This is a genomic window from Leifsonia sp. GW821-FHT13C09 (assembly GCF_058806435.1).
The window spans coordinates 378,807-402,505 of sequence record NZ_JBXAPS010000003.1 but is presented as its reverse complement, the minus strand read 5'-3'; the positions used below and the strand labels follow the sequence as shown (position 1 = coordinate 402,505).

At 71.9% G+C, this 23,699-nt stretch carries 23 protein-coding genes and 1 tRNA gene; 12 read left to right on the top strand and 12 right to left on the bottom strand.

What is annotated here, in order from left to right; genetic code table 11:
* Nucleotides 1-163 precede the first annotated feature (163 nt).
* Complete coding sequence (locus AC1ROW_RS13400) at nucleotides 164-1,063, top strand: DsbA family protein (protein WP_493019396.1); 900 nt, start codon at nucleotides 164-166, stop codon at nucleotides 1,061-1,063.
* Nucleotides 1,064-1,140: 77 nt separating this feature from the next.
* Nucleotides 1,141-1,213 (top strand) — tRNA-Thr (locus tag AC1ROW_RS13395).
* Between the two features lie 39 nt (nucleotides 1,214-1,252).
* Here the strand turns inward: AC1ROW_RS13395 and AC1ROW_RS13390 are convergent.
* Both AC1ROW_RS13390 and AC1ROW_RS13385 read right to left on the bottom strand, forming a co-directional pair.
* The gene (locus AC1ROW_RS13390) at nucleotides 1,253-3,283 is read right to left on the bottom strand and encodes a cellulose binding domain-containing protein (protein ID WP_493019395.1); all 2,031 of its coding nucleotides are present in this window, start codon (nucleotides 3,281-3,283) and stop codon (nucleotides 1,253-1,255) included.
* A gap of 105 nt (nucleotides 3,284-3,388) precedes the next feature.
* The gene (locus AC1ROW_RS13385) at nucleotides 3,389-5,041 is read right to left on the bottom strand and encodes a thiamine pyrophosphate-binding protein (RefSeq protein ID WP_493019394.1); all 1,653 of its coding nucleotides are present in this window, start codon (nucleotides 5,039-5,041) and stop codon (nucleotides 3,389-3,391) included.
* A gap of 239 nt (nucleotides 5,042-5,280) precedes the next feature.
* Here AC1ROW_RS13385 and AC1ROW_RS13380 point away from each other — a divergent pair, with 239 nt between their 5' ends.
* Nucleotides 5,281-5,628, top strand: coding sequence for a YciI family protein (locus tag AC1ROW_RS13380; protein WP_493019393.1), 348 nt, complete (start codon nucleotides 5,281-5,283; stop codon nucleotides 5,626-5,628).
* 125 nt (nucleotides 5,629-5,753) lie between these two features.
* Nucleotides 5,754-6,131: a VOC family protein gene (locus tag AC1ROW_RS13375; protein WP_493019392.1), complete on the top strand. Its 378-nt coding sequence runs from the start codon at nucleotides 5,754-5,756 to the stop codon at nucleotides 6,129-6,131.
* 3 nt (nucleotides 6,132-6,134) lie between these two features.
* Here AC1ROW_RS13375 and AC1ROW_RS13370 read toward each other — a convergent pair whose 3' ends face one another.
* Nucleotides 6,135-6,992 carry a sigma-70 family RNA polymerase sigma factor gene (locus AC1ROW_RS13370; RefSeq protein WP_493019391.1) on the bottom strand — a complete coding sequence of 286 codons (858 nt, stop codon included), beginning with the start codon at nucleotides 6,990-6,992 and terminating at the stop codon, nucleotides 6,135-6,137.
* A gap of 72 nt (nucleotides 6,993-7,064) precedes the next feature.
* On the opposite strand from AC1ROW_RS13370, the gene AC1ROW_RS13365 reads away from it, so the two are divergent.
* Nucleotides 7,065-7,835: an SDR family oxidoreductase gene (locus AC1ROW_RS13365; RefSeq protein WP_493019390.1), complete on the top strand. Its 771-nt coding sequence runs from the start codon at nucleotides 7,065-7,067 to the stop codon at nucleotides 7,833-7,835.
* A 9-nt stretch (nucleotides 7,836-7,844) separates the two neighbouring features.
* On the opposite strand, the gene AC1ROW_RS13360 is transcribed toward AC1ROW_RS13365, so the two are convergent.
* Nucleotides 7,845-8,894: a LacI family DNA-binding transcriptional regulator gene (locus tag AC1ROW_RS13360; protein WP_493019389.1), complete on the bottom strand. Its 1,050-nt coding sequence runs from the start codon at nucleotides 8,892-8,894 to the stop codon at nucleotides 7,845-7,847.
* A 154-nt stretch (nucleotides 8,895-9,048) separates the two neighbouring features.
* On the opposite strand from AC1ROW_RS13360, the gene AC1ROW_RS13355 reads away from it, so the two are divergent.
* The 4 genes from AC1ROW_RS13355 (at nucleotide 9,049) to AC1ROW_RS13340 (ending at nucleotide 14,160) form a co-directional block, all read left to right on the top strand.
* A complete protein-coding gene (locus tag AC1ROW_RS13355; RefSeq protein ID WP_493019388.1) occupies nucleotides 9,049-9,975 on the top strand; it encodes a carbohydrate ABC transporter permease in 927 nt (308 codons plus the stop codon).
* Complete coding sequence (locus tag AC1ROW_RS13350; RefSeq protein ID WP_493019387.1) at nucleotides 9,975-10,913, top strand: carbohydrate ABC transporter permease; 939 nt, start codon at nucleotides 9,975-9,977, stop codon at nucleotides 10,911-10,913. Before AC1ROW_RS13355 ends, AC1ROW_RS13350 begins: the two co-directional genes overlap by 1 nt.
* 46 nt (nucleotides 10,914-10,959) lie before the next feature.
* The gene (locus AC1ROW_RS13345; protein ID WP_493019386.1) at nucleotides 10,960-12,306 is read left to right on the top strand and encodes an ABC transporter substrate-binding protein; all 1,347 of its coding nucleotides are present in this window, start codon (nucleotides 10,960-10,962) and stop codon (nucleotides 12,304-12,306) included.
* Nucleotides 12,307-12,387: 81 nt separating this feature from the next.
* Nucleotides 12,388-14,160, top strand: a complete 1,773-nt coding sequence (locus tag AC1ROW_RS13340) for a glycoside hydrolase family 35 protein (protein WP_493019385.1) — start codon at nucleotides 12,388-12,390, stop codon at nucleotides 14,158-14,160.
* A gap of 6 nt (nucleotides 14,161-14,166) precedes the next feature.
* Here the strand turns inward: AC1ROW_RS13340 and AC1ROW_RS13335 are convergent, their stop codons facing one another.
* From AC1ROW_RS13335 to AC1ROW_RS13325, 3 genes are read right to left on the bottom strand one after another with little or no spacing between them, the layout of a single operon-like run.
* Nucleotides 14,167-14,517 carry a PLD nuclease N-terminal domain-containing protein gene (locus AC1ROW_RS13335; protein ID WP_493019384.1) on the bottom strand — a complete coding sequence of 117 codons (351 nt, stop codon included), beginning with the start codon at nucleotides 14,515-14,517 and terminating at the stop codon, nucleotides 14,167-14,169.
* Nucleotides 14,518-14,542: 25 nt separating this feature from the next.
* Complete coding sequence (locus tag AC1ROW_RS13330) at nucleotides 14,543-14,872, bottom strand: YciI family protein (RefSeq protein ID WP_493019383.1); 330 nt, start codon at nucleotides 14,870-14,872, stop codon at nucleotides 14,543-14,545.
* A gap of 32 nt (nucleotides 14,873-14,904) precedes the next feature.
* Nucleotides 14,905-15,372, bottom strand: a complete 468-nt coding sequence (locus AC1ROW_RS13325) for a hypothetical protein (protein WP_493019382.1) — start codon at nucleotides 15,370-15,372, stop codon at nucleotides 14,905-14,907.
* A 113-nt stretch (nucleotides 15,373-15,485) separates the two neighbouring features.
* Between AC1ROW_RS13325 and AC1ROW_RS13320 the strand changes: the two genes are divergently transcribed.
* Nucleotides 15,486-16,442: a siderophore-interacting protein gene (locus AC1ROW_RS13320; protein ID WP_493019381.1), complete on the top strand. Its 957-nt coding sequence runs from the start codon at nucleotides 15,486-15,488 to the stop codon at nucleotides 16,440-16,442.
* Between the two features lie 4 nt (nucleotides 16,443-16,446).
* Here the strand turns inward: AC1ROW_RS13320 and lepB are convergent, their stop codons facing one another.
* Complete coding sequence (gene lepB, locus AC1ROW_RS13315; RefSeq protein ID WP_493019462.1) at nucleotides 16,447-17,157, bottom strand: signal peptidase I; 711 nt, start codon at nucleotides 17,155-17,157, stop codon at nucleotides 16,447-16,449.
* A 352-nt stretch (nucleotides 17,158-17,509) separates the two neighbouring features.
* Nucleotides 17,510-17,758: a hypothetical protein gene (locus AC1ROW_RS13310; protein WP_493019380.1), complete on the bottom strand. Its 249-nt coding sequence runs from the start codon at nucleotides 17,756-17,758 to the stop codon at nucleotides 17,510-17,512.
* Between AC1ROW_RS13310 and AC1ROW_RS13305 the strand changes: the two genes are divergently transcribed.
* Complete coding sequence (locus tag AC1ROW_RS13305) at nucleotides 17,745-18,728, top strand: M23 family metallopeptidase (RefSeq protein WP_493019379.1); 984 nt, start codon at nucleotides 17,745-17,747, stop codon at nucleotides 18,726-18,728. The genes AC1ROW_RS13310 and AC1ROW_RS13305 overlap by 14 nt on opposite strands.
* A gap of 18 nt (nucleotides 18,729-18,746) precedes the next feature.
* Nucleotides 18,747-20,102: a maltokinase N-terminal cap-like domain-containing protein gene (locus tag AC1ROW_RS13300; protein WP_493019378.1), complete on the top strand. Its 1,356-nt coding sequence runs from the start codon at nucleotides 18,747-18,749 to the stop codon at nucleotides 20,100-20,102.
* A gap of 170 nt (nucleotides 20,103-20,272) precedes the next feature.
* On the opposite strand, the gene AC1ROW_RS13295 is transcribed toward AC1ROW_RS13300, so the two are convergent.
* The 3 genes from AC1ROW_RS13295 to paaE all read right to left on the bottom strand — a co-directional run bounded on the left by AC1ROW_RS13295 (nucleotide 20,273) and on the right by paaE (nucleotide 23,693).
* A complete protein-coding gene (locus AC1ROW_RS13295; protein ID WP_493019377.1) occupies nucleotides 20,273-21,658 on the bottom strand; it encodes an LLM class flavin-dependent oxidoreductase in 1,386 nt (461 codons plus the stop codon).
* 149 nt (nucleotides 21,659-21,807) lie between these two features.
* The gene (locus AC1ROW_RS13290; protein ID WP_493019376.1) at nucleotides 21,808-22,578 is read right to left on the bottom strand and encodes an enoyl-CoA hydratase/isomerase family protein; all 771 of its coding nucleotides are present in this window, start codon (nucleotides 22,576-22,578) and stop codon (nucleotides 21,808-21,810) included.
* A 26-nt stretch (nucleotides 22,579-22,604) separates the two neighbouring features.
* The gene (gene paaE, locus AC1ROW_RS13285; protein ID WP_493019375.1) at nucleotides 22,605-23,693 is read right to left on the bottom strand and encodes a 1,2-phenylacetyl-CoA epoxidase subunit PaaE; all 1,089 of its coding nucleotides are present in this window, start codon (nucleotides 23,691-23,693) and stop codon (nucleotides 22,605-22,607) included.
* Between the last annotated feature and the right edge of the window lie 6 nt (nucleotides 23,694-23,699).

Here is a 23,699-nt window from a genome sequence, read left to right as displayed (position 1 = left end):
CCCCAGGTGGCGCTCGGGGCGTGAGCGGGGTATGTCTGGTCTATTCCCAGACTGCCGCAATATGGTCGTCTGGTTGCGTCTGCTCACGCCACACCCGGCGGCACGTCCCCCCACGCGCCGCTCCGCCTACCCCGAGAGCCGATTCCCCCGAGATATGAGTTCCATGAACGATCCCGACGAGAGCCGCAGCGGCGATGTCCGCGCGGCCGCGCGGGAGAAAGCCCGACAGCTCCGCACGAGCCAGCAGCGCAAGGACCGCAGGAGAAAGGCCCTGCTGTCCGGCGGCATCGTGATCGGCGTCATCGCGGTCCTGGCCATCGTCGCGGTGGTCATCATGGGCGCGATCCGGCCGACCGTGCCCGGCCCCAAGAACATGGCGAGCGACGGCGTGGTCGTCGGCTCCGGCCTTCAGGTCAAGACGACCCCGGCTCTGGCGGCCGACGCGAAGCCCATCGCGAGCACGCCGGACCCGCACGGCAGCTCCGTCGACATCCGCATCTACGCCGATTACCTCTGCAAGCTCTGCGGAGACTTCCAGCGCACGAACCTGAAGCAGCTCCAGCCGCTGGTGAAGGACGGCGCGGTCACGGTCGAGATGCACCCGGTCGCGATCTACACCAGCCACTCCGCCGGAACCCGGTACTCGCTGCGCGCCGCCAACGCCGCGGCCTGCGTGGCGAACTACTCGCCGCGGTCGTTCTGGGCGTTCAACCAGTCACTGTTCGAGAACCAGCCGGCCGACGGCGGCCCTGGCCTCACCGACGACCAGCTGAAGAAGCTGGCGTCGGCGGCGGGGGCCTCCCCGTCGGACATCGACTCCTGCGTGGACGACGGCCGATTCAAGTCCTGGGTCGCCTCCGCCAGCGACCGCGCGCTCAGCGGCCCGATCCCGAACTCCAGCGTGAAGAAGATGACGAACGCGCTGCTCGTGCTCGTCAACGGCAAGCCGTACACCGGCTCGCTGACCAACGCCGACGACTTCAAGGCGTTCATCCTGCAGGCGCAGGGCGACGAGTACTCGTCGACCTCCACGCCGACGCCGTCGCCGAGCGCGGGCAGCTGAGTCCGGCCACCGTTCCGCACCCCGGGCGCCCGCCGCGCATCCCCTAGGATGGTTCGCGACGGGCGTCCGCCATGTCCGCCGACTTAGCTCAGCTGGTAGAGCACTCGCCTTGTAAGCGAGCGGTCGCGAGTTCGAACCTCGCAGTCGGCTCCGTTCTCCCTGACTTCTTCGCCGGTGGGACTCTGAGCGCTATCCCGCCGCGGCTACGAAGGCTCGCGAGTACGCCCAGCGCGGCTGTCCCGTCCCCGAGCACATGTATGCCGGGACGCCCGACGTGCACGGCTGGTCTCGGGTGAGCTCCCACCAGCCGAGGCCGGCGAGTCCGTTCGCCTTCGCGTAACGCCCCGCGGTCGTGGCGTCGGTGAGCGTGAACAGCTCGCCGGTGTCGTTGAGGCCGAACATCGGGGTGATCGCGATCAGGCCGAGGCGCTGGGCGTCGGTCCACGACGCGTAGGCGGCGACGCCCTTCAGTTGGCCGGCGGTCGCGGTGGCGGCGTCGATCGCGGCCTGTCCCATGTTCGTCACGCCGGTGCCGTAGTCCATCGTCATCAGGTCGACGGCCGAGAGCTGGACGCCGGCCGCGGTGAACTCGGAGACGGTGCGCAGACCGCTGGCGAGGAGGCCGTACGGCATCACGGGCAGCGTGAGCGAGACTTGCAGCGGGTGGCCGGCCGCGGCGCGCTGGCGCTGGAGGGCGGCGACCGCCGTCGCGCGGCGGAGGTTCGAGACGGAGTCGGAGACGTCGGCACCCTCGATGTCGAAGTCCACGCGGTCGAGCGAGAACCGCGACACCACGGTGCTGTACGCCGCGAGCAGCTGGGCGGGGTCGGTGCAGACCCGGGCGAGCTCGTCGTTGGCCGCGCCGCCGAAGGAGGCCACGACCCGGCCGCCCTGAGCCTGGAAGGCCCGGACGTCCGCCTGGAAGTCCTGGCTGCCGCCGATCGTGTACGCGGTGTAACCGGCCCAGGTGGGGGAGCACGCGCTGGTGCGGTCGGCGACGATGAAGGCCGCGGTGACGGCGCGCACGCCGGCCGACGACGCGAACGAGGCGAGGTCGGCGGTGGGCCAGAGGCCCATGTCGACGTAGGGGGCGACGAGGAGGGTGGAGGAGGCGCCGGAGGTGGGAGGGGGCGTCGGAGTGGAGGTCGGGGTGGGGGTGGGGGTGGGGGTTGGCGTGGGCGACGGTGAGGGGGTCGGCGCTGAGGGGATCGGCGCTGAGGACGCGCCTCCGTTGATGGAGCACGGAAGGCTCGCTCCCAGCACCCGGCAGGCGGTCGGCGCCAGAGGGGCTCCCGCCGCCTTCGTGGAGGTGAGGCCGAAGGTCGCGGTCGCTCCGGCTGCGAGCGTGCTCGCGTAGGACGGCGCCGTCACGCTGAACCCGTCGCTCGTGGTCGCGGCTGTGCCGTCCCACAGGGTGACCACGCCTTCGGCGGTCGTGAAGGCGAGCCGCCAGGGGGACAGCGCGGTCTTCGACGTGTTGACGACCGCGACGGACGACTGGAAGCCGGAGTTCCACTCGGAGGTGACGGTCCACGTCACGGCTAGCCCGGCGCCGGGAGCAGGGGTCGGAGAGGGGGTGGGCGTCGCGGACGGCGTGGGAGCCTGCGTCCGCGTGGGCGTCGGTGTGGGGGTCGGTGTGATGGTGGGCGTCGGCGACGTGGTCCCGCCGGCCGCCGCTCCGCCGTTCACCGCGCAGGGCACGCTCGCACCGGCCGGCAGTCCGACGATCGTGCACGACGTCGGCACGATCGCCGCGGTTCCGGCGCGGGTGGCGGTCAGGCCGAACTGGGCCGACCCTCCCGGAGCCAGGCTCGTCGCCCACGACGGGGGGCCGACGGTGAGCGTTCCGGCGGGGGAGGCCGTGGCGACCGCCGACCAGATGCTGACCAGCGTGTGCGGGAAGGCGAACCGCACCTGCCACGGCTTCAGGGTGGTGCTCGTGCCATTGGCGACCGTGACGGCCGACTGGAAGCCGGTGGTCCACGAGTTCGCGGTCGTCCAGGTCACGTCCACACGCGGCGTCACGGCGGCCAGCGCCCCGGAGGTCGCGACGGCGCCGGCGCTGAGGAGACCCGCGACGGCCAGCGCTGCGACGACGGCCTGCCGCCGGTGCGCGGTGCGGCGCCCGGGGCGGAACTGCCCGAGCAGCCGGCGAACGGCCGCCCGGACTCGGTGACCGGTCGCCCGGTGGCGCGCGGGGCGGGACGCTGACTCGGGCATGGCACTCCTGACGACTTACGACGGAACGGCGAAGGGAGGTACGTCAGTCACTATCGGCCATTGCCGTGGATCGGTCAGTGCGCCACGGCGGGAGTCACCCGCGATTCACGAGTTCACCCGGATGATCTCCTCCTGATACGGCGCGACCACATCCCCCGAGATCCGCAGGTCGAGCATCAGGAACGGCCGTTCGGCGGCCGGGCGCGTCGTCCAGCGGGCCAGCGCCTCCAGGTCCTCCGGCGTTCGCACCACGACGCCCTCGGCTCCCACCGCGGCGCCCAGGCCGGCGAAGTCGACCTCCGGGATGCGCATCGGGCCCTCGGCGAGGCCCTTCAGTCCATAGAGGTTGACCTCCGCGCCGTAGGCGGCGTCGTTCCAGACCACGCACAGGCCGCGGCCTCCCGCCACCCGCACCGCGGACTCCAGGTCGGCCAGCGCCATCAGACCTCCGCCGTCGCCGGTCGTGAGCACGATGGTGGACTCCGGGTGCGCGAGCGCGGCGCCGGGGACGCTCGGGAAGCCGAGGCCGATCGACTGGTAGGCGGTGCCGACCATGATCATCCGGTCGGGGGAGGCGACCGGCCAGTACATGTTCGCCCAGCCGATGAAGTGGCCGCCGTCGGAGACGACGACGCGGTCCTCCGGAAGCAGCTCGGCGATGCGCGCCGCGGCCGTGCGCGGGTCGAGGCGCCCGTCCGCGGCCAGGCCGTCGCCGTCGGGACGCGCGCGTAGGGCGGCGAGGTCGGCCGACTCGCGCCAGCCGGAGGGCGCCGCGCCCCGTGTGCGCAGCTCCTCCACCAGCGCCTCGGCGACCAGGCGGGCGTCGCCGCGCAGGTACGCGCCGACGTTCGGGTGGGTCGCGGCGGGGGCGACATCCACCTGGATGACGCGCGTGCCAGGGGCGAACAACTCGCCGAAACGCATCGTGAACTGGTTGAGGGAGGCGCCGAAGACGACCGCGACGTCGGCCGAGCGGACGGCCTCCATCGCTCCCTCCGCGCCGAAGCCGCCGGTGACGCCGAGGTCGTAGCGGGTGTCGGGGAAGACGCCGCGGCCGAGCGCGGTGCCCGCGGTGAGGGCGCCCGTCGCGTCGGCGAGGGCGCCGAGCGCGTCGCCGGCGCCGGCGATCCAGGCGCCCCGGCCGGCGAGCAGGAAGGGCCGCTCCGCGCCGGCAAGTGCGGCAGCGGCGTCCGCGATCGCGCCGCGCGTGAACGGGCCGGCGGGGGCGAGCGGCGCAGGGAGGGCGGGCGCCGGCGCTTCGGGGACCGGGCCGGCCTCCCGGGTGGCGACGTCGTAGGGGATCGCGAGCACGGTGGGCACGCGATAGGTGAGCGCGTGCTCGACCGCGATGGCCGTGGTCGCGGCGGCGTCGGTGCGCCCAACGGTGTAGGTGCGCGCCCCGACCGCGCTGGCGAGCGCGATCTGGTCGACGCCCCATGGTCGCGGGCCGGAGGTCGGTTCGTCGCCGACCACCAGCACCAGCGGGATGTGCGCCTGGCGGGCCTCCGCAAGGGCGGTCAGCGTGTTGGTGAAGCCGGCGCCGTAGGTGGCGGTGGCTGCGGCGAGCCGTCCGGAGGCGCGGTGGTAGGCGTCGGCGGCGACGACGGCGCCGGCCTCGTGGCGCAAGGCGGTGTAGGGCACCCGGCCCTCCCGCTCGAGGGCGTCGAGGAAGTGGGCGTTGCCGTTGCCCATCACCCCGAAGACCTGGTCGACGTGGCGAGCGAGGGTGGTGGCGACGTGCGCGGAGACGGACGGCATGACGGTGCCTTTCGAGACGGGAACGGAGGGTGCGCTGATCCGTATGTGTCTCGCGCGCTGCTGCTTCGCCGAGCGCGGCTTCGTGCCCATTTTTCGAGCACCGGGCCGTTGGACGGCCGGACGTCAGCAGTATAGCCGGGCGTCGACAGTGCAGCCCGGTGTCGACAGTGCAGCCCGGTGTCGAAAGCTGCCGGCCCCGTTCGACGTCCAGGTGTTCGGCATCCACGAAAGGGAGAGAAATGACCGGCTACCTGATCCTCATCTACGGCGACGAGAGCCGCTGGGACGCGCTCGACGCGGAGGGGCGTGCCGCGGTCGACGCGGCCCACCAGGCGTTCAGCGAGAAGGCGGACGTCCGTGCCGCGGGGGAACTGCAGGCGTCGTCCACGGCGACGACGGTCCGCACCGGCCCGGACGGTGAGCCACGGCCCACCGACGGGCCGTTCGCGGAGGCCAAGGAGGTCGTCGGCGGGTTCTACCTGATCGAGGCAGGGAGCCAGGAGGAGGCGGTCGCGCTGGCGGCGTCGCTTGGGGAGGCTCGGCAGGGGCATGGGGGGATCGAGGTGCGGCCACTCGTGAGCCGCTAACGGAGGACTTCCGGGCCGACTCGCCCGGGAAACGCAGTGAGCGGAGGAGATCCGGGGGTGCGGAGGGTGGATCTCCTCCGTTGGCTGCGGTGACAGAGGCGGGGTAACAGGAGGAGGATGCGCCCATGACGGACGCAGGGATCATCGGGGTGAACACCATCGGCATACCGGTGCTGGACCAGGACATCGCACTGGCCTTCTACCGGGACGTGCTCGGGTTCGAGGTGCGGGTGGACGCGCCGCTGCCGACCGGAGGGCGCTGGATCATGCTGGCGCCGCCCGGGTCGGCGGTGTCGGTGTCGCTCGTGGGCGCGAGCGCTGACGCCCCGGCGGGGGTGGAGACGGGCATCCGGTTCGAGAGCGCGGACGCCGGGAGCACCCACGCCGAGTTGACCCGTCGCGGGGTGGCGGTCGGCGAGCTGCTGCGCTGGCCCGGAGTCCCGGCGATGTTCCAGGCCACGGACCCGGACGGGAACCGGTTCGAGGTCGTGGAGCGAGGCTGACGGTCAGACCCGCGCGCCCGCCAGGCGTGCCGGGTCGAAGAGCACGTCCAGCCCCACGATGCGGCCGCCCGTGATGTCGAACGCCATCACGGACACGACGCGTCCGCCGACCACGGCGGCCACGCCCGGCCCGCCGCCGACGAGCACGGGGACGGACGTCTGCGCCAGGCGGGCGGCGAGGGTCGCCTGCTCGGCGATGGCCGCCGCGCCCACGAGCGTCTGCAGCCGCCCCCGTCCGTAGTCGGCGTGCAGCACGGCGCCGTCGTCCAGGAGCGCCAGCAGCGCCGACAGGTCACCCTCCCGTACCGCGCGCAGCCAGGCGTCGAGCACGTCGCGCTGCTCGCGCCGGGCCGGGCGTGCGGGCGGCGCGTCCCGGAGCCGGCGGCGGGCACGGGAGGCGAGCTGGCGCGCGGCGTCGGGGGAGCGGTCGAGCACGGCGGCGATCTCCTCGAACGGCAGGCCGAACACGTCGTGCAGCACGAACGCGAGGCGTTCGGCGGGCGAGAGCGTCTCCAGCACGACCAGCAGCGCGGCGCTCACCCGGTCGCCGAGCGCCGCCAGCTCGGCCGGGTCGACCCCGTCGGAGACCGGTTCGTCGTGCCAGGGGAGGACCTCCCACGAGCGTTCGCGGGTGCGCCGGGCGCTCGTGAGCTGGTCGAGGCAGATCCGGGAGACGACGGTGGTCAGCCAGGCGTCGAGGTTCTCGATCGCGGCGACGTCGGCCCGCTGGAGGCGGAGCCAGGCCTCCTGCACGGCGTCGTCGGCGTCGGCGGCCGAGCCCAGCAACCGGGTCGCGATCGCCCGCAGCCGCGGCCGCGCGTTCTCGAACCGGTCGAGCAGCCGCTCGTCGTCCTCGGTCATGTCACATCCTCCGTCGCCCGCTCGTCACCCTATCGACGAGGCGGTGCGCCTCGATGTGACAGGAGGCGCGACATGGACGGACGGATCCTGGTGACCGGCGGGACCGGCACGATCGGACGGCGGCTGGTGCCGCTGCTGGAGGAGCACGGCGCGGCCGTGCGGGTGCTGACCCGGCACGCGCCGGAGGGAGCGGCGGAGCACGTCGCGGGCGACGTGATGACGGGGGCGGGGCTCGACCCTGCGATGACCGGCGCGGTGGTGGTGGTCCACCTCGCCGGCGCCGCGAAGGGCGACGAGGTCGCGGCGGCGAACGTCACGGCCGCGGCCGAGCGCGCGGGTGTGCGGCACATCCTGACGCTCTCGGTGGTCGGCGCGGGCCGGATGCCGATCGGCTACTTCCGCGCCAAGGCGCTGGTGGAGACGATCTTCGCGGCGTCCTCAGTGCCGTCGACCGTGCTGCGGGCCGCGCAGGTCCACCAGCTCGTGCTGCGGATGGCGGCCGGGATGACGAAGCTTCCCGTCGCGCCCGCGCCGCGCATCCGCTTCGAGCCGGTGGACGCCGGGGAGGTCGCCGAGCGGCTGGCCGAGCTCGCTCTGGGCGCGCCGGCGGGCCTGGCCGGCGAGCTGGCGGGACCGGAGGTGCTGGAGGCCGAGGAGCTGTTGCGCCGGTACGCCGACGCGCACGGCCTGCGGCGACGGTTCGTGCGGTTCGGCCTGCCGGGGAAGGTCGGCGCGGCCTACCGCGCCGACGCCAACCTGGCCGGCTCCGGCGCCCGGCGCGGGCGGCTCACCTGGGACGAGTTCCTGCGCACCGCGCCCGAGCCGGCCGCGCTGCGGAAGTGATCCGGGGGATCAGGCCGGGGCCGGCCCGGTGCTGGCGCGGATGACGAGGCGGGTCGGGAGGACGGACGAGCGCACGGGCTCCGGGCGGCCCTCGATCTCGGCGATGAGCAGTTCGACCGCGCGGCGGCCGGTGGCCTCGAACTCCTGGTGAATGGTGGTCAGCGGCGGCCAGAACGAGTCCGACTCGGCCATGTCGTCGAAGCCGACCACGCTGATGTCCTCCGGGACTCTGCGGCCGGCCTCGTGCAGCGCTCGGAGCACGCCGAGCGCCATCTGGTCGTTCGCGGCGAACACCGCGGTGATCTCGGGGCGCGCGGCGATCTCCCGGCCGTAGGCGTGGCCGGCTGTCGTCGACCAGTCGCCGCGGAAGACCTCTGGCACCGGCGCGCCGGCGGCCTCCAGCGTGTCCCGCCAGGCCTGCTCACGGCGCGCGGCCGAGTACGAGTCGGCCGGGCCGGAGATGTGCCAGACCGTCTCGTGGCCGAGCGACAGCAGGTGCTCGGTGGCCTGGCGCGCCCCCTCGGCCTGGTCGGTGTCCACCTGCGGGTAGTCGGGGCGCTCGGTGGAGTCGATGACGACGACGGAGAGGCCGGAGGGCAGCTCGACGTCGGCGCGGTCGACGATGTGCGCCTCGATCACGATGATGATGCCGTCCACCGCCTGCTCCAGCAACCGGGTGAAGGCGACGCTGACGTCCTGCTGGGTGGGGCGCTCCACCGGCACGACTGTGATCGAGTACCCGGCTGTCGCTGCCGAGACGGCGATCGCGTCGAGCGTGCGCATGTTGCCGTAGGACGACAGCGTGAACATCACGACGCCGATGTTGCGGAACAGCCCGGAGCGCAGCGCCCGCGCCGCGCGGTTCGGCCGGTAGCCGAGCGCCTGCATGGAGGCCAGGACCCGGTCGCGGGTGGCGGCCTCCACGTTGGTGAGGCCGTTGGCGACGCGCGAGACGGTCTGCGTGGACACCCCGGCGTGCGCGGCGACATCGCCGAGCGATGGGCCGCGGGTGCGGCCGCCTCGGCGCGCGGGCGCCGGGTCGGCGATCGACTCGGTCATGGTTCCCCGTTCTGGTGGACTTGTCTGGTGGACTTGCATCATGTTGACGTCAACATGCTAGGGTATGCAACCAGATGTTGACGTAAACATCCGCTGCGAAACCGCCGGGCCCTTCCGCCAGGCCGCAGCGAGCACCGAATCACCGAGGAAGGCCATGACAACGACGTCCCTCACGCCGACGGTACCGCCGGCGTCACCGCCCCGGCGCTTGCGCCGTCCGCGCCGCGATTGGCGCGGCTGGGCCTTCGTGGCCCCGTTCCTGGTCGTGTTCGCCCTGATGATCGTCGCACCCGTCGTCTACGCTCTCTACCTCAGCCTCTTCCGGCAGCAGCTCATCGGCGGCAACGCCTTCGTCGGTCTCGACAACTACGTCGCGTTGCTGCAAGACGGGAAGTTCTGGGAGTCCTTCGGGCGGGTCGCGCTCTTCCTGGTCGTCCAGGTGCCGATCATGCTCGTCCTCTCGCTGGTCGCGGCCCTCGCACTCGACTCGGCCCGGCTGCACGGCGCGGGCTTCTTCCGCATCGCGCTGTTCCTGCCCTACGCTGTCCCCGGCGTCGTGGCCGCGCTGATCTGGGGCTTCATCTACGGCGACCAGTTCGGCCTCACCGCGAGCGTCAACCATCTGCTCGGCACGCAGCTCGCCCCGCTCGCCGGACAGTGGATCCTCGGCTCGATCGGCAACATCGTGACCTGGGAGTTCCTGGGCTACAACATGCTGATCTTCTACGCGGCGCTGCGCGTCATCCCCGGTGAGCTCTACGAAGCGGCCGAGATCGACGGCGCCGGGGCGTTCCGCACCGTGTTCAGCATCAAGCTGCCCGCCGTGCGCGGCGCGATCGTCATCGCGACGATCTTCTCGATCATCGGCAGCTTCCAGCTCTTCAACGAGCCGAATCTGCTCAAGCAGCTGGCGCCCAACGCGATCAGCAGCTACTTCACGCCCAACATGTACGCCTACAACCTGTCGTTCGCCGGCCAGCAGTTCAACTACGCGGCGACGGTCGCGATCGTGATGGGGATCATCACCGCGGTGATCGCCTACGTCGTCCAGCTCCGCGGCTCGCGCAAGGAGGTCCGCTGATGACCGCGCTCACCGACCGTCCGCGCAAGGCGCCCTCCCGCGCCGCCGCCCGCTCCAACCGCGCCGCTCGCGCCGGCGCTCCGGCCTCCGGCCGCCGCTCCCGCAAGTCGGCCGTGCTGACCATCGTGATGATCGTCTTCACGATCTACTCGTTCGTCCCGCTGGTCTGGCTGATCGTCAACGCGACGAAGAGCCAGCCGGACCTGTACTCGTCGTTCGGGCTCTGGTTCGGCAAGGACTTCAACCTCTTCCAGAACATCGCGCAGCTGTTCAGCTACCGCGACGGCATCTTCCTGCAGTGGCTGGGCAACACCCTCCTCTACGTCGTGGTCGGCGCGGGCGGGGCCACGCTGCTCGCGACGGTCGCCGGCTACGGAATGGCGAAGTACGACTTCCCGGGCAAGCGGGCGGTGTTCGCGATCGTGCTCGGCGCGATCGCGGTGCCCGGCACGGCTCTGGCGGTTCCGACCTTCCTGATGTTCAGCCAGGTGGGGCTCACGAACACCCCGTGGGCGGTCATCCTGCCCTCGCTGATCAGCCCATTCGGCTTCTACCTGATCTGGACCTACGCCAGCGAGGCGATTCCGACCGAGCTGCTGGAGGCGGCGCGGATGGACGGCGCCGGCGAGTTCCGCACCTTCTTCACGATCTCGCTCCGCCTCCTCGCCCCCGGCGTCGTCACCGTCGCGCTGTTCGCGATCGTCGCCACCTGGAACAACTACTTCCTGCCGCTCATCATGCTGAGCGATCCGACCTGGTACCCCCTCACGGTCGGCCTCAGCCAGTGGAGCGCGCAGGCGACCGGGGTCGGCGCCCAGCCGATCTTCAACCTCGTGATCACCGGATCGCTCGTCACGATCGTCCCGATCGTGGCCGCGTTCCTGGTGCTCCAGCGCTACTGGCAGTCGGGTCTGGCCGCCGGCAGCGTCAAGCAGTGAACACAGCACCTCCCTCCCATTACACAAGGAAGTGAAAGGAACCACCATGAAGCGCATCCTGCGTTCACGGAACCTCCGCCGCGTGGCGACCGCCATCGTCGCGAGCGCCGTCATCGGCGCCTCGCTCGCCGCGTGCTCGTCGGGCTCCGGCTCCTCCGGCGGCAGCGCCTCCGACATCGACGCGGCCCTCAAGCAGGGCGGCTCGATCACGTACTGGTCGTGGACCCCGTCCGCCCAGGCCCAGGTCGCAGCGTTCGAGAAGGCCTACCCCAAGGTGAAGGTCAAGCTCGTCAACGCCGGCACCAACACCACCGAGTACACGAAGCTGCAGAACGCGATCAAGGCCGGCTCCGGTGCGCCCGACGTCGCGCAGGTCGAGTACTACGCCATCCCGCAGTTCGCGCTCGGCGACGCGCTCGTCGACCTGAAGCAGTACGGCTTCGACTCGCTGAAGAGCGACTACACGCCCGGCCCGTGGGGCTCGGTCAACGTCGGCGGCAAGCTCGTGGGCCTCCCGCAGGACAGCGGCCCGATGGCGATGTTCTACAACAAGACGGTCTTCGACAAGTACGGCCTGACCGTGCCGAAGACCTGGGACGAGTACGTCGCCGACGCGCAGAAGCTGCACGCCGCCGACCCGAACGCCTACATCACCAGCGACTCGGGCGACTCCGGCTTCACCACCTCGATGATCTGGCAGGCCGGCGGCCGGCCGTTCCAGGTGAACGGCACCAAGGTGTCGATCAACCTGCAGGACGACGGCTCCAAGAAGTGGACAGGCACCTGGGACAAGCTGGTGCAGGGCAAGCTGCTCTCCACCGTCCCCGGCTGGAGCGACGACTGGTTCAAGGCGCTCGGCAACGGCTCGATCGCGACGCTGGTCACCGGCGCCTGGATGCCCGGCGTGCTGGAGTCCTCGGTGAAGGACGGCTCCGGCCAGTGGCGGGTCGCGCCGATCCCGACCTACGACGGCACCCCGACCAACGCCGAGAACGGCGGCGGCGCGCAGGTCGTGCTCAAGCAGTCCAAGAACCAGGCGCTCGCCGCGGGCTTCCTCAAGTGGCTGAACAACGACCCGGCGTCGATCAAGGTGTTCCTGCAGTCCGGCGGCTTCCCGTCCACGACGAAGGACCTGAACTCGTCCGACTTCCTCGCCCAGGCTCCGGAGTACTTCGGCGGCCAGAAGATCAACGAGGTCCTCGTCGACGGCGCGAAGAACGTCTCCACCGGCTGGCAGTACCTGCCGTTCCAGGTCTACGCGAACAGCATCTACGGCGACACCGTCGGCCAGTCGTACACGTCGAACTCCAGCCTGAACCCCGGCCTGCAGGCCTGGCAGAAGGCGCTGGTGAGCTACGGCAACCAGCAGGGCTTCACGGTCACCGGCAAGTAACCCCGTTCACCGCACGAACACCGTCACCGGCCCTCGGGCGTCCGCCGCACTCCGGCGGGCGCCCGAGGGAGGAGAGAGCAGATGAGCACCTTCGAGATCGCCGGGGACGACTTCCTCCTCGACGGCCGTCCCCACCGCATCCTGTCGGGGGCGATCCACTACTTCCGCGTCCACCCCGACAACTGGGCCGACCGCATCCGCAAGGCACGGCTGATGGGCCTCAACACCGTCGAGACCTACGTGCCGTGGAACGCCCACGAGCCCCGGCCGGGCGAGTGGACCGCGGAGGGCGCGCTCGACCTGGCGCGCTTCCTGCGCACGGTGCAGGCCGAGGGGATGCACGCGATCGTGCGCCCGGGGCCCTACATCTGCGCGGAGTGGGACAACGGCGGACTGCCCGCGTGGCTGTTCACCGACCCGACGGTCGGCATCCGGCGCTCGGAGCCGGTGTTCCTCGCGGCCGTCACGGCGTTCCTGGAGCGCGTGCTCGCGATCGTCCGGCCGCTGCAGGTGACCGAGGGCGGCCCGGTCCTGCTGGTGCAGGTGGAGAACGAGTACGGCGCGTACGGCGATGACAAGGACTACCTGCGGCATCTCGTGGAGGTGTTCGAGGGCGCGGGCATCACCGTCCCACTCACCACGGTCGACCAGCCGGAGCCGGCGATGCTCGAGAACGGCTCGCTGCCCGGCCTGCTCAAGACGGCCTCCTTCGGATCCCGCTCGCGCGAACGGCTCGCCACGCTGCGTGAGCACCAGCCCACCGGGCCGCTGATGTGCTCGGAGTTCTGGGACGGCTGGTTCGACCACTGGGGTGCGCATCACCACACGACCTCCGTCGAGCAGTCCGCGGCCGACCTGGACGAGCTGCTCGCGCTCGGCGCGTCGGTCAACATCTACATGTTCCACGGCGGCACCAACTTCGGATTCACCAACGGCGCCAACGACAAGGGCGTCTACCAGCCCATCGTCACGAGCTACGACTACGACGCCCCGCTCGACGAGGCAGGGGAGCCGACCGAGAAGTTCTGGGCGTTCCGCGAGGTGATCGCCAAGCACGCGCCGGTCCCCGCCGAGGAGCCCGTCGTCGCCGCCGCGGCGCCCGCGTTCCGTGTGCCGTTCCTCGACGCGGTCCCGCTGTTCGCGATCGAGGCGAAGCTGGGCGACTGGCGGCACACCGACGACCTTCCGACCTTCGACGCGCTCGGCCACTACGCGGGCTTCGGGCTCTACCGCACCGAGATCGACACCGCCGAGCCCGCCGTCCTGGAGTTCGGCGAGGTGCGCGACCGCGCCTACGTCTTCGTCGGCTCCGCCCGTGTCGGCGTGCTCGCGCGCGACCACCACGACAGCGCGATCACCCTCTCCCCGAGCCGTGGGACGCTGACCGTGCTCGTGGAGGATCAGGGCCGCGTCGACTACGGTCCCCGGATCGGTGAGCCCAAGGGTCTGATCGGCCCGGTACGGCTGAACGGCGAAGCGCTGCGGCGCTGGAGCGTCCTGCCGCTGCGGCTGCCCTCGCTCGACGCGGTGCGCGTCGAGCTCGATGCCGGCGGCGCCGCCGTGGAGCAGGAGCCGGAGCGGCTGGCCGGGCCGGTGTTCGCCCGCGCGACCTTCGAGCTGGAGGAGCCGGGGACGCTCTTCCTCGACACCACCGGATGGGGCAAGGGCGTCGCGTGGATCAACGGCTTCAACCTCGGCCGCTACTGGACCCGCGGCCCCCAGGAGACGTTGCACGTCCCCGCGCCGGTCACCCGCGCCGGGCGGAACGAGCTGGTGATCCTGGAGCTGGAGTCCGCCGCCGACGCGGTCGCTGAGTTCGTCTCCGAGCCACGCCTCGGCCACACCGAGTACTGACGGAGGTCAGGCGGGGTCGGGGTCGCGGCGTTCGCGCAGCTCGGCCTCCAGCCGGCGGATGCGGTCGTCCGCGATCTCGCGTTCGAGCGCGGCCAACTGCTCCTCCGTCGACGACGGGCGCGGCGCCACCGCCGGCTCCTCGCGCACGACGAACGTGCCGCGGGGCCGGCGGTTGGCCGTGCCGGCGTACTCGCGCCCGATCGCGAACCACAGGATCCCGCCGATCAGCGGGAGCAGGATCACGATGAAGATCCAGGCCACCTTCGGCAGGTGCTTCACCTGGCTGCTGTCGCGCAGGATGATGTCGACCAGCGCGACGACGAAGAGGACGAGGATCAGCAGCGGGACGACGGCCATGCGCCGAGTCTAGGGGGAGGCCCCCTCACTCCCAGACCATGAACGGCCGCAGTTCCAGCTGGCCATTGCGTGCCATCGGGTGCCGGGACGCGATCTCGATCGCCTCGTCCAGGTCCTCGACCTCCAGGATGTCGAAGCCGCAGATCACCTCCTTGGTCTCGGTGAAGGGGCCGTCGGTGACGTAGCGCTTGCCGTCGCGCACGCGGACGACGCGGGACTCGGACTGCGGCTGGAGCACCTCCCCGATGATCCGCTTGCCGCTGGCGTCGAGCGGGTCCACCCAGAGGTCGACGTCGGACTCGTCGGTCTCGGCGTCCGGCTCGGAGTCGGTGATCACGAACATCATGTACTTCATCGCGGTGGGTCCTTTCGGAATCGGCGGTCGGTTCACTGGGACGTCGAACGGAGCGGCCGCCGCTCGACATCTCCGCTCGCCCGGCTGAGGCGGTACGCGACGATCTCGACCGCCGCCGCCACGATCCCGGCGCCGAGCGGCTCGCTGAACCACCCGAGGTAGGTCGCGGGCGTGGTCAGCCAGAGCAGCGTGTAGCCGGCGTAAGCGACCGCGAACGTGGTCGCCGTCGCGCAGACGTGCCGCCACGCGTGCGCCCCGCCCGGCCGGGCGCGCGCGAACCAGGCGTAGTGCGCGGCCGCGCTCACGAAGCCGACCCCGGCGGCGGCCGGGCCGTAGAGGAAGAGCTGGGGGCTCAGCAGCTGGCGCGCGGTGTCGCTGCCCAGCTCGTAGTCGAGGATGTGCAGGAAGCCGACCACGGCGCCCGCGAGCACGCCGGTGATCAGGATGACGAGGCGCGCGTCCCTCCCGAGCAGCGGGTGGTGGTGGTGCGTGGTCGTCACGCGCCCGACGATACTGCGCGGCCGTCGCGGGCGTCCAGCAGTCCGTTCAGGAGGTTAGTGTAGCCTTACCTTACTCATCCCCCCGCCCGCTTCCCGGCCCGAAGGGAACCGCTGTGCCTGTGCTCGCCCCGCCGCTGACGGATCGTCCGGCGTACCGGCCGTACCGCGCGGAGGTGGTGGCGATCCGGAGGCTGAGCCCCGGCTTCACGCGCGTGAGTCTCGGCTGTGACGACTTCGCGACCTTCGGCGCCGAGCGGCTGGACCAGCGGATCAAGCTGGTCTTCCCGCTGCCCGACGGCACCGTCAGCCCGCTCGACGGGGGCGACTGGTACGGCAGCTGGCGTGCGCTGCCCGAGCACAGGCGCAACCCGTTCCGCACCTATACGGTGCGCGACGTCGACCCGCGCGAGCGTCGCGTCGACGTGGACTTCGTCGTGCACGGCGACGGCGGTCCGGCCGCCCGATGGCTGGCCAATGCTGCTGCGGGCGACGAGCTCGTGGTGATCGGGCCCGACGCGCTCAGTCCGCATTCCGGCGTCGGCATCGACTGGCGGCCGGGGGAGGCGACCGAGCTGCTCCTCGCGGGCGACGAGACCGCGGCGCCTGCGATCGCCTCGATCCTGGAGACGCTGCCGTCGACGCGCACGGCGCGCGCGTTCATCGAGGTCCCGACGGCGGCGGACGCGCTCCCGCTCCGCACCGGCCCGAACGCCGAGGTCACCTGGATGGCGCGGGACGGCGGCGGGCACGGCAGCCTTCTCGTCCCGGCGGTGGCCGGCTGGCTGTCCGCACACCCCGACGTGGTCGCGGCGGCCGCGGCGGGACGCGCGCAGTGTCTGGAGGACGTCGACGCCGACGCGGACATCCTGTGGGAGAGCCCCGAGCAGGGGGACAGTGCGGGGCAGGGGGACGGCGCGGGGCAGACGGCGGGCGGCTTCTATGCCTGGATCGCGGGCGAGGCGGGAGTCGTCACGACGCTCCGCCGGCTGCTCGTGCGCGGGCACGGGATCGACCGAAGGCGTGTGGCCTTCATGGGGTACTGGCGCCTCGGGCGGTCCGAGCAGGCCTGACGCCCTACTTGTTCTTGGTCTCGGTGCCGGAGAACGTCTCGGGGTAGTTGCTGAGCCACTGCCAGTGGCTGACCGGCCAGCTCACCACGAACGCTCTCCCGACCACGTCGCTCAGCGGCACGAAGCCCTTCGTCGGGTCGTCCGTGTGGTACCGCGAGTCCGCCGAGTTGTAGCGGTTGTCGCCCATCACCCAGATCTTGCCGGCCGGAACGGTCACATCGAACGGCTTGCCCGACACGGCCTGCTGACCGGCCGGCAGGAGGACGTACGGCTCCTTGAGGGGCACGCCGTTGACGCTCATCTGGCCGAGCGCGTTGCAGCAGGTGATGTGGTCGCCCGGGAGGCCGATCAGGCGCTTCACGAGGTGCTGGTCGCTGTCCGAGGCGCCGAGGCCGACGAAGTCGAGGACGGCTCCGACGCCCCGCTGGATCGGGTTGCCGGTCTGCGGGGCCGCGGCCGGAAGCCAGCCGCCCGGGTCCTTGAACACGACGACGTCGCCGCGGGAGAGCGGGAAGACCGACGGCTGCAGCTCATTGACGATGATGCGGTCGTTGATCTGAAGGGTGTTCTCCATCGACCCCGAGGGGATGTAGAACGAACGCGCGACGAACGTCTTGATCAGGAACGAGACCAGCACCGCGATGACGAAGATCACCACGACGTCGCGGAGGAGGACCTTCCAACCGGACTTGCGTGCGGCACGACGGGGTCGCATGGTCTCGGTGGTGTCGGTCACAATGCTTCACGGTAGCGTGCCGAGGCTGAGAGACGCATCCGACCCTCCTACGAGGGATTGTCCGGCAGGGCCGCCCGGTGAAAGGATCGGACCACGGGCCGACCCGACGCCCGTCGGGGGCCCGCGTGATCATGCGGGATGCGTTGGCGCGCTACAGACTGCTGACACGACGCGAACCTCCGCGCCGCGGCGATCGAGTTCGCACGCTGGCCCACGCGGCGGCGCTGCTCCTGGCGACCGGGCTGGTGCTTGCGCCTCTGCCGGCGGCGGCGGACGTGTGCCCGGCCCCGGGCTGCGGCACCGCGACGCCGACGCCCACGCCCGATCCGGACTATTCACCCGCGCCGCCACCCTCACCCACGCCGACCCCGACGCCGACACCCACGCCGACGCCGACACCCACGCCGACGCCGACGCCGACACCCACCCCGACGCCGACCCCGACGCCGACGCCGACCCCGAAGCCGACGCCGAAACCCACACCCACGGCGACGCCGACACCGGCCCCGGCTCCCGCCCCGACGGACAGCATTCCGCTGCTGATCCCGCCCGCCCTCAGCGGCACCGTGCAGTCCGACATCGCGCAGGTGCAGCAGGCGGCCCAGCTCGCCAGCGACCTGGCCTCCGCCCAGCAGGCGCTGGCCGACGCCACCAATGCCGAGCTCGGCGTGCAGCGCGAGCAGGCGCAGGCGCAGGCCGCCTCCGACGCTCTGGCCGCGCAGGCGAAGGCCGCGAAGAAGAAGGCGCAGGCGTCCGCCGCGTTCGCGACCGCGCTGATCCGCGCCGCAGGCTGGAAGGGGCTCGGCGCCGACCCGCTCGCGGCGGTGCTCGGGACGAACGGCGACCTCCTCACGAAGCTCAGCGCCGTCGACCGGCTCCGCTCCCTCTCCAGCGACCGGGTGACCGCCCTGCGCGACGCCGCGGCCGACGCCAAGACCGCGACCAGCCTCAACGGCCAGGCGGAACAAGCCGCCGCCGCGCTCGCCGGCGTCGACGTCGACGCCAGCAGGCAGGCGGTCGCTGACGCGCAGGCGCAGGTCGACTCCGACTCCGCCGCGCTCGCCCAGCTCCCCACCGTGCTGACCGCCGGGATGGGATGGCAGGCGCTGACCGTCGACCCGTCCGCCGTCGCGAGCGGGTGGACGCTCCCCGTCCACGGCCCGATGACCGACCCCTTCGGCCCGCGCCCGTCGCGCCCGGCCGGGACGTCCCCGTTCCACCCGGGCGACGACATCGGCGCCGCCTGCGGCACGACCATCGTCGCCGCCGCGGCAGGCACCGTTCTGGCGGCCGGCCCGAACGGCGGGTACGGGAACTTCGTCCTCATCGACCACGGCGGCGGCGTCGAGACCGCCTACGGCCACATCCGCGACGGCGGGATCGGCGTGAGGGTCGGCGAGCACGTCGCGGCAGGGCAGCCGATCGCGCAGATCGGCTCGACCGGGCTCTCCACCGGCTGCCACCTCCACCTCGAAGTCCGGGTGAACGGCGTGCAAATCGATCCGTACCCCTTCCTCGCGGCGCGAGGGGTCATCGTCGGAACCAGCTGAGAGGCGTACGGTTCAGGCATGACGGAACTGACGGAGCTGGTGGGCTCGTGGATGCGCCGCCAGCGCTGGTACTCGACGAAGGCGTTCGAACCGAGGCTGCGGCTCCTGGGCTCCTTCGAATTGGAGCGCGCGCCGGAGAGCGCGGACGACGGATCCCGGATCGCGACGCACTTCTTCTGCGACGACGCGCCCCGGACCCCCCGGGTCTACCAGGTCCCGCTGGTCGCGCGCGTGCGGCGGGACGGCGATCCCGCCGGCTACGTGGGGGAGGCCGGCGGCCGGTACCTCTACGACGGGCCGGTCGAGGAGTCGTACGTCGCGGCGCTCGCCGCGCTGATGACCGGCGCGCGGGCGGCAGACGGCGAGCATGCGCGCGCGGCCGGCCGCACGCTCGGCGAGCGCATCCCCGTACTGTCCTCCCGGCGGCTCTCGGCGGAGCAGTCCAACACCTCCATCGTCGCCGAGCTGGGCGACCGGCTGGCTCTCGTGAAGGTCTTCCGGGTGGTGCAGGCCGGCGAGAACCCCGACATCTCGACGCTCGCGGCGCTGACCGCGGGCGGCTCCGAGCGTACGCCGGCGCTGCTCGGCTGGCTGACCGGATCGTGGCCGGCGCCCGACGGCACGACGGCGTCCGGAGAGCTGGCGCTGATGCAGGACTTCGTCCCAGGAGCGGAGGACGGCTGGGAGCTGGCGGTCGGCGCGGCCGAGGCGGGGGAGGACTTCACCGACCGCGCTGTCGCCCTCGGCGCCGGCACGGCCGAGCTGCACCGTCTCCTGGCGAGCGTGCTGCCGACCAAGCTAGCCGAGCCGGACGACGTGCGCGCCGCGCTCGACGGGATGTTCCAGCGGCTCACCATCACCACCACCGAGGTGCCGGAGGTGGAGTCGCTGCGCGGTGCGATCGCGTCGGTCTACGAGGCGGCCGCGACGGCGCCGCTGCCGATGCTGCAGCGCATCCACGGCGACCTGCACCTCGGACAGGTGCTGTACTCGCCCGAGCGCGGCTGGCAGTTCATCGACTTCGAGGGCGAGCCGCTGCGGCCGCTGGCCGAGCGCGCCCTCCCCGACGCCACGATGCGCGACGTCGCCGGGATGCTGCGCTCGTTCGACTACGTCGCCGGCTCGCTGGCCCAGCGCGAGGATCCGATCGACGCCTCCCGCTGGGCGGCGGACGCGCGGAAGGCCTACCTGGAGGGCTATGCGAGCGTCGCCGGGGACGTCCTGGAGGTCTTCGCCGAGCTGCTGTCGGCGTTCGAGCTCGACAAGGCGGTGTACGAGATCACCTACGAGGCGCGGCACCGGCCGAGCTGGATGCCCATCCCGCGCGCGGCGGTCGAGCGGTTGCTGAGGAACGCGGCCGGGGTCGCGCACTGAGAGTCGCGCCGCCGACAGACGACCGCGGCGCCGGGCGTGTTACCCGCACGCCGGGCGCCGCGTAGGCGGACACCTTCGAAGCCCGTGACCGCCGTGAGCGCATTCTGCGGCGCGCGCGGGACCGCGGGGAGACAGACGATGTCGTCTACCCCGAAGCCGCGCGGCGGGCGTCAGGCCTGTGCGACCGTCGCGCCGATCCGGTACCTCGCCCCGCGGTGGTCGTCCGGGAGCCGGTCGCCGGCGCCGTGCAGCTTGTTGCGCAGCGTCCCCTCGGCGTAGGCCTCCGGGTAGGCGCCGCGCTTCCGCAGCTCGGGGATGACGAACTCGACGATGTCCTCGAACGTGCCGGGCGTGATCGCGTAGGCCAGGTTGAACCCGTCCACGTCGGTCTCCTCGACCCACTCCTGGAGCTGGTCGGCGATGCTGACCGCGCCGCCCACGATGTACGGGCCGAGGCCGCCGATGACGCCGTTGCGGCCGATGTCGCGCACGGTCCACTCGCCGCCGCCGGCGTTCGGTCGCTGGAAGTTGGCGACCGCGGACTGGATGGCGTTGCTCTTGACGTTGCCGATCGGCTCGTCCAGGTCGTACTTCGACAGGTCCACGCCCATCCAGCCCGACATGAACACCAGGGCGCCCTCGTCGTTCGTGTACTGCAGGTAGTCCTCGAACTTCGCCTGCGCCTTCTCGTCGGTCTCGTCGGTGACGATCGTGAGCAGGGTGTAGATGCGGGCGGCGTAGCGGTCGCGGCCGGCGGCCTCCAGGGCGTCGCGGAGCTTGCCGACGGTCTCCTTCAGGCCCTCCTTGGTTGAGGCCGCGACGAAGATCGCTTCGGCGTTCTCGGCCGCGAAGGAGATGCCACGCTTGGAGGCGCCGGCCTGGTAGATCACGGGCGTGCGCTGCGGGCTCGGCTCGGACAGGTGGATGCCGGGCACGGTGAAATGCTTGCCCTTGTGACCGATCTCGTGCACCTTCGCCGGGTCGGTGAAGACGCCGGACTCGCGGTCGCGGATGACGGCGTCGTCCTCCCAGGAGCCCTCCCACAGCTTGTAGAGCACCTCCAGGTACTCGTCGGCGTGGTCGTAGCGGTCGTCGTGCTGGAGCTGGTCGTCGTGACCCATGTTGCGCGCGGCAGAGGGCAGGTAGCCGGTGACGACGTTCCAGCCGACCCGGCCGTTGGTCAGGTGGTCGAGCGTCGACATGCGGCGCGCGAACGGGTACGGGTGCTCGTAGGCGGTGCCGGCGGTGACGCCGAAGCCGAGGTTCTCGGTCACCAGCGCCATCGCCGAGACCAGGAGGAGCGGGTCGTTGACGGGGACCTGCGCGCCGTGCCGGATCGCGGCCTCGTTGCTGCCGCCGTAGACGTCGTAGGTGCCGAGCACGTCGGCGATGAAGATCCCGTCGAAGGTGCCGCGCTCGAGCAGCTTCGCGAGCTCGGTCCAGTAGGTGAGGTCCTTGTACCGCCAGGCCTGGTCGTCGGGGTGGCGCCACATCCCGGAGGACTGGTGGGCGACGCAGTTCATGTCGAAAGCGTTGAAGCGGATCTGGCGGGTCATGCCGTCCAGAATGCACGGGCCGCGCCCCTCTCGCACGTGGGCCGCCACATTCCGTAACGCGCCCTCCCGCCCCGCACCAACCGCCGAGTACGCGAGAAATCATGCGAAAACAGTCGATTACGTCGATTATCCGCGTACTCGCGTGTGGCTCAGCGGCCGTGGAAGGTGGGGCGGCGCTTTTGCTGGAAGGCGGCGAAGCCCTCGCGGTAGTCGGCGGTGTCGCGGAGGGCCGACTGAGCCTGCGTCTCGGCGGCGACGGACGACCAGAGGTCAAGCGAGCCGTCGCGCAGGCCCGCGACGATGCGCTTGCTGGCGAGGAAGGCCTGCGTTGCGCCGCGGGCGGCGGCGGCCGCGGCGTCCTCGATCGCGGCCTCCGCCTCGTCGGCTGCCAGCGCCCGGCTGAACAGCCCGCCTGCGACGGCCTCCGCTCCGGAGATCAGCTTCCCCGAGTAGATGAGGTCGAGCGCCCGGTGCGGGCCGAGGCGCGACACCAGTAGCCAGTGGCCTCCCGAGTCGAGTGCGGCGCCGAGTGCGGCGAACGGCGAGCCGATCTTGGCGTCCTCGGCAACATAGACGACGTCCGTGGCGACCAGGAGGCCGAGGCCGACGCCGAGGGCCGCGCCGCGGGCCGCCGCGAAGGTCGGCGCGGGGAAGGCGCTCATCCGGCGCAGCAGCGGCGTCACCAGCCCGTCGAGGTACCCGGCCACGTCGTCCGTCGCGGGATCGACGCCGGAGATGTCACGCCCGGCGCAGAACGAGCGGCCCTCGCCGCGCAGCACCAGCGCGCGCACCCCGGCCGCCTCGGCCTCGGCGTAGGCGGCGTCGAGCGCCCGCAGGTCGTCCGGGCCGAGCGCGTTCAGCCGCTCGGGGGCGTTCAGCGTGACGCGCGCGACGTCGTCCTGGATGCCGAGCTCGATCATTGCGCCTCCTCGATCATGGCGCCTCCTCAGACGTCATAGTCCACCGCGACCTTGTCGGTGAGCGGGTGCGACTGGCAGGTCAGCACGTATCCGGCCTCCAGCTCCTCCGGTTCGAGCGCGTAGTTCTCGGTCATCCGCACGTCGCCGGAGAGCAGCCGCGCCCGGCAGGTGCCGCAGACGCCGCCGGTGCAGGCGAACGGCACGTCCGGCCGCACCCGCAGCGCGGCGTTGAGCACCGACTCGTTCGCGTCGACCGGCGTCGTCACCGTGGAGGTCTGCCCGTCGAGGGTGAACTCGATCTCCGCCGTCTTCTCGCCCTCATGCACGACGACCGGGTGCCCCACGTCGCCGCGGACCTCGCCCGGCTCGCCGGTCGTGAAGAGCTCGAAGTGGATGTTCTGCCGCGGCACGTCGTAAGTCTCCAGCACGTCGCGGCAGAGCTGCACCAGCTCGAACGGCCCGCACAGGAACCACTGGTCGACGGTGTCCGGCGGCACCAGCGCGTCCAGGATGGTGCGCAGCCGCTCCTCGTCGATCCGGCCGGACAGCAGGGGAGCAGAGCGCTGCTCGCGCGAGAGCACGTGGTGCAGCGCGAGCCGCGAGGGGTAGCGGTCCTTGAGGTCGGCCAGCTCCTCCAGGAACATCACGTCGATCGCCGTGCGGTTCGTGTAGACGAGCGTGAACGTGCTGGTGTCCGACGCCGCCAGCACGCTGGAGGCCAGCGCCATCAGAGGCGTGATGCCGGAGCCTGCGGCGATGCCGGCGACGTGGACGCCGTCCAGAGCTCCGAGGTCGATCGTGAACGTCCCCTGCGGACTCATCACATCGATCCGGTCGCCGGCGTGCAGCTCGCTGGTCGCCCACGTGGAGAACGCGCCGCCCAGGTCGCGCTTGATCGCGACGCTGATCCGGCCCGGTGTCGGCGGCCGGCAGATCGAGTAGCTGCGCCGCAGCTCCGTGCCGCCGACCGTCGCGCGGAGGGCGACATGCTGCCCGGGCAGGTAGTCGTACTCGCCGTGGAGGTCGTCGGGGACCGCGAAGGTCACCTCGACGCTCGCGGCGGTCAGCGGTCGCACCTCGGCGACCGCGAGCGTGTGGAATCGCGCACGCGCCATCAGCGG

What these genes read in the sequence shown, in the direction of transcription:
- AC1ROW_RS13400 (WP_493019396.1), top strand. Translation starts at nt 164, where the DNA reads ATGAACGATCCCGACGAGAGCCGCAGCGGCGATGTCCGCGCGGCCGCG.
- AC1ROW_RS13390 (WP_493019395.1), bottom strand. Translation starts at nt 3,283, where the DNA reads ATGCCCGAGTCAGCGTCCCGCCCCGCGCGCCACCGGGCGACCGGTCAC.
- AC1ROW_RS13385 (WP_493019394.1), bottom strand. Translation starts at nt 5,041, where the DNA reads ATGCCGTCCGTCTCCGCGCACGTCGCCACCACCCTCGCTCGCCACGTC.
- AC1ROW_RS13380 (WP_493019393.1), top strand. Translation starts at nt 5,281, where the DNA reads ATGACCGGCTACCTGATCCTCATCTACGGCGACGAGAGCCGCTGGGAC.
- AC1ROW_RS13375 (WP_493019392.1), top strand. Translation starts at nt 5,754, where the DNA reads ATGACGGACGCAGGGATCATCGGGGTGAACACCATCGGCATACCGGTG.
- AC1ROW_RS13370 (WP_493019391.1), bottom strand. Translation starts at nt 6,992, where the DNA reads ATGACCGAGGACGACGAGCGGCTGCTCGACCGGTTCGAGAACGCGCGG.
- AC1ROW_RS13365 (WP_493019390.1), top strand. Translation starts at nt 7,065, where the DNA reads ATGGACGGACGGATCCTGGTGACCGGCGGGACCGGCACGATCGGACGG.
- AC1ROW_RS13360 (WP_493019389.1), bottom strand. Translation starts at nt 8,894, where the DNA reads ATGACCGAGTCGATCGCCGACCCGGCGCCCGCGCGCCGAGGCGGCCGC.
- AC1ROW_RS13355 (WP_493019388.1), top strand. Translation starts at nt 9,049, where the DNA reads ATGACAACGACGTCCCTCACGCCGACGGTACCGCCGGCGTCACCGCCC.
- AC1ROW_RS13350 (WP_493019387.1), top strand. Translation starts at nt 9,975, where the DNA reads ATGACCGCGCTCACCGACCGTCCGCGCAAGGCGCCCTCCCGCGCCGCC.
- AC1ROW_RS13345 (WP_493019386.1), top strand. Translation starts at nt 10,960, where the DNA reads ATGAAGCGCATCCTGCGTTCACGGAACCTCCGCCGCGTGGCGACCGCC.
- AC1ROW_RS13340 (WP_493019385.1), top strand. Translation starts at nt 12,388, where the DNA reads ATGAGCACCTTCGAGATCGCCGGGGACGACTTCCTCCTCGACGGCCGT.
- AC1ROW_RS13335 (WP_493019384.1), bottom strand. Translation starts at nt 14,517, where the DNA reads ATGGCCGTCGTCCCGCTGCTGATCCTCGTCCTCTTCGTCGTCGCGCTG.
- AC1ROW_RS13330 (WP_493019383.1), bottom strand. Translation starts at nt 14,872, where the DNA reads ATGAAGTACATGATGTTCGTGATCACCGACTCCGAGCCGGACGCCGAG.
- lepB (WP_493019462.1), bottom strand. Translation starts at nt 17,157, where the DNA reads ATGCGACCCCGTCGTGCCGCACGCAAGTCCGGTTGGAAGGTCCTCCTC.
- AC1ROW_RS13310 (WP_493019380.1), bottom strand. Translation starts at nt 17,758, where the DNA reads ATGTCGGACTGCACGGTGCCGCTGAGGGCGGGCGGGATCAGCAGCGGA.
- AC1ROW_RS13300 (WP_493019378.1), top strand. Translation starts at nt 18,747, where the DNA reads ATGACGGAACTGACGGAGCTGGTGGGCTCGTGGATGCGCCGCCAGCGC.
- AC1ROW_RS13295 (WP_493019377.1), bottom strand. Translation starts at nt 21,658, where the DNA reads ATGACCCGCCAGATCCGCTTCAACGCTTTCGACATGAACTGCGTCGCC.
- AC1ROW_RS13290 (WP_493019376.1), bottom strand. Translation starts at nt 22,578, where the DNA reads ATGATCGAGCTCGGCATCCAGGACGACGTCGCGCGCGTCACGCTGAAC.
- paaE (WP_493019375.1), bottom strand. Translation starts at nt 23,693, where the DNA reads ATGGCGCGTGCGCGATTCCACACGCTCGCGGTCGCCGAGGTGCGACCG.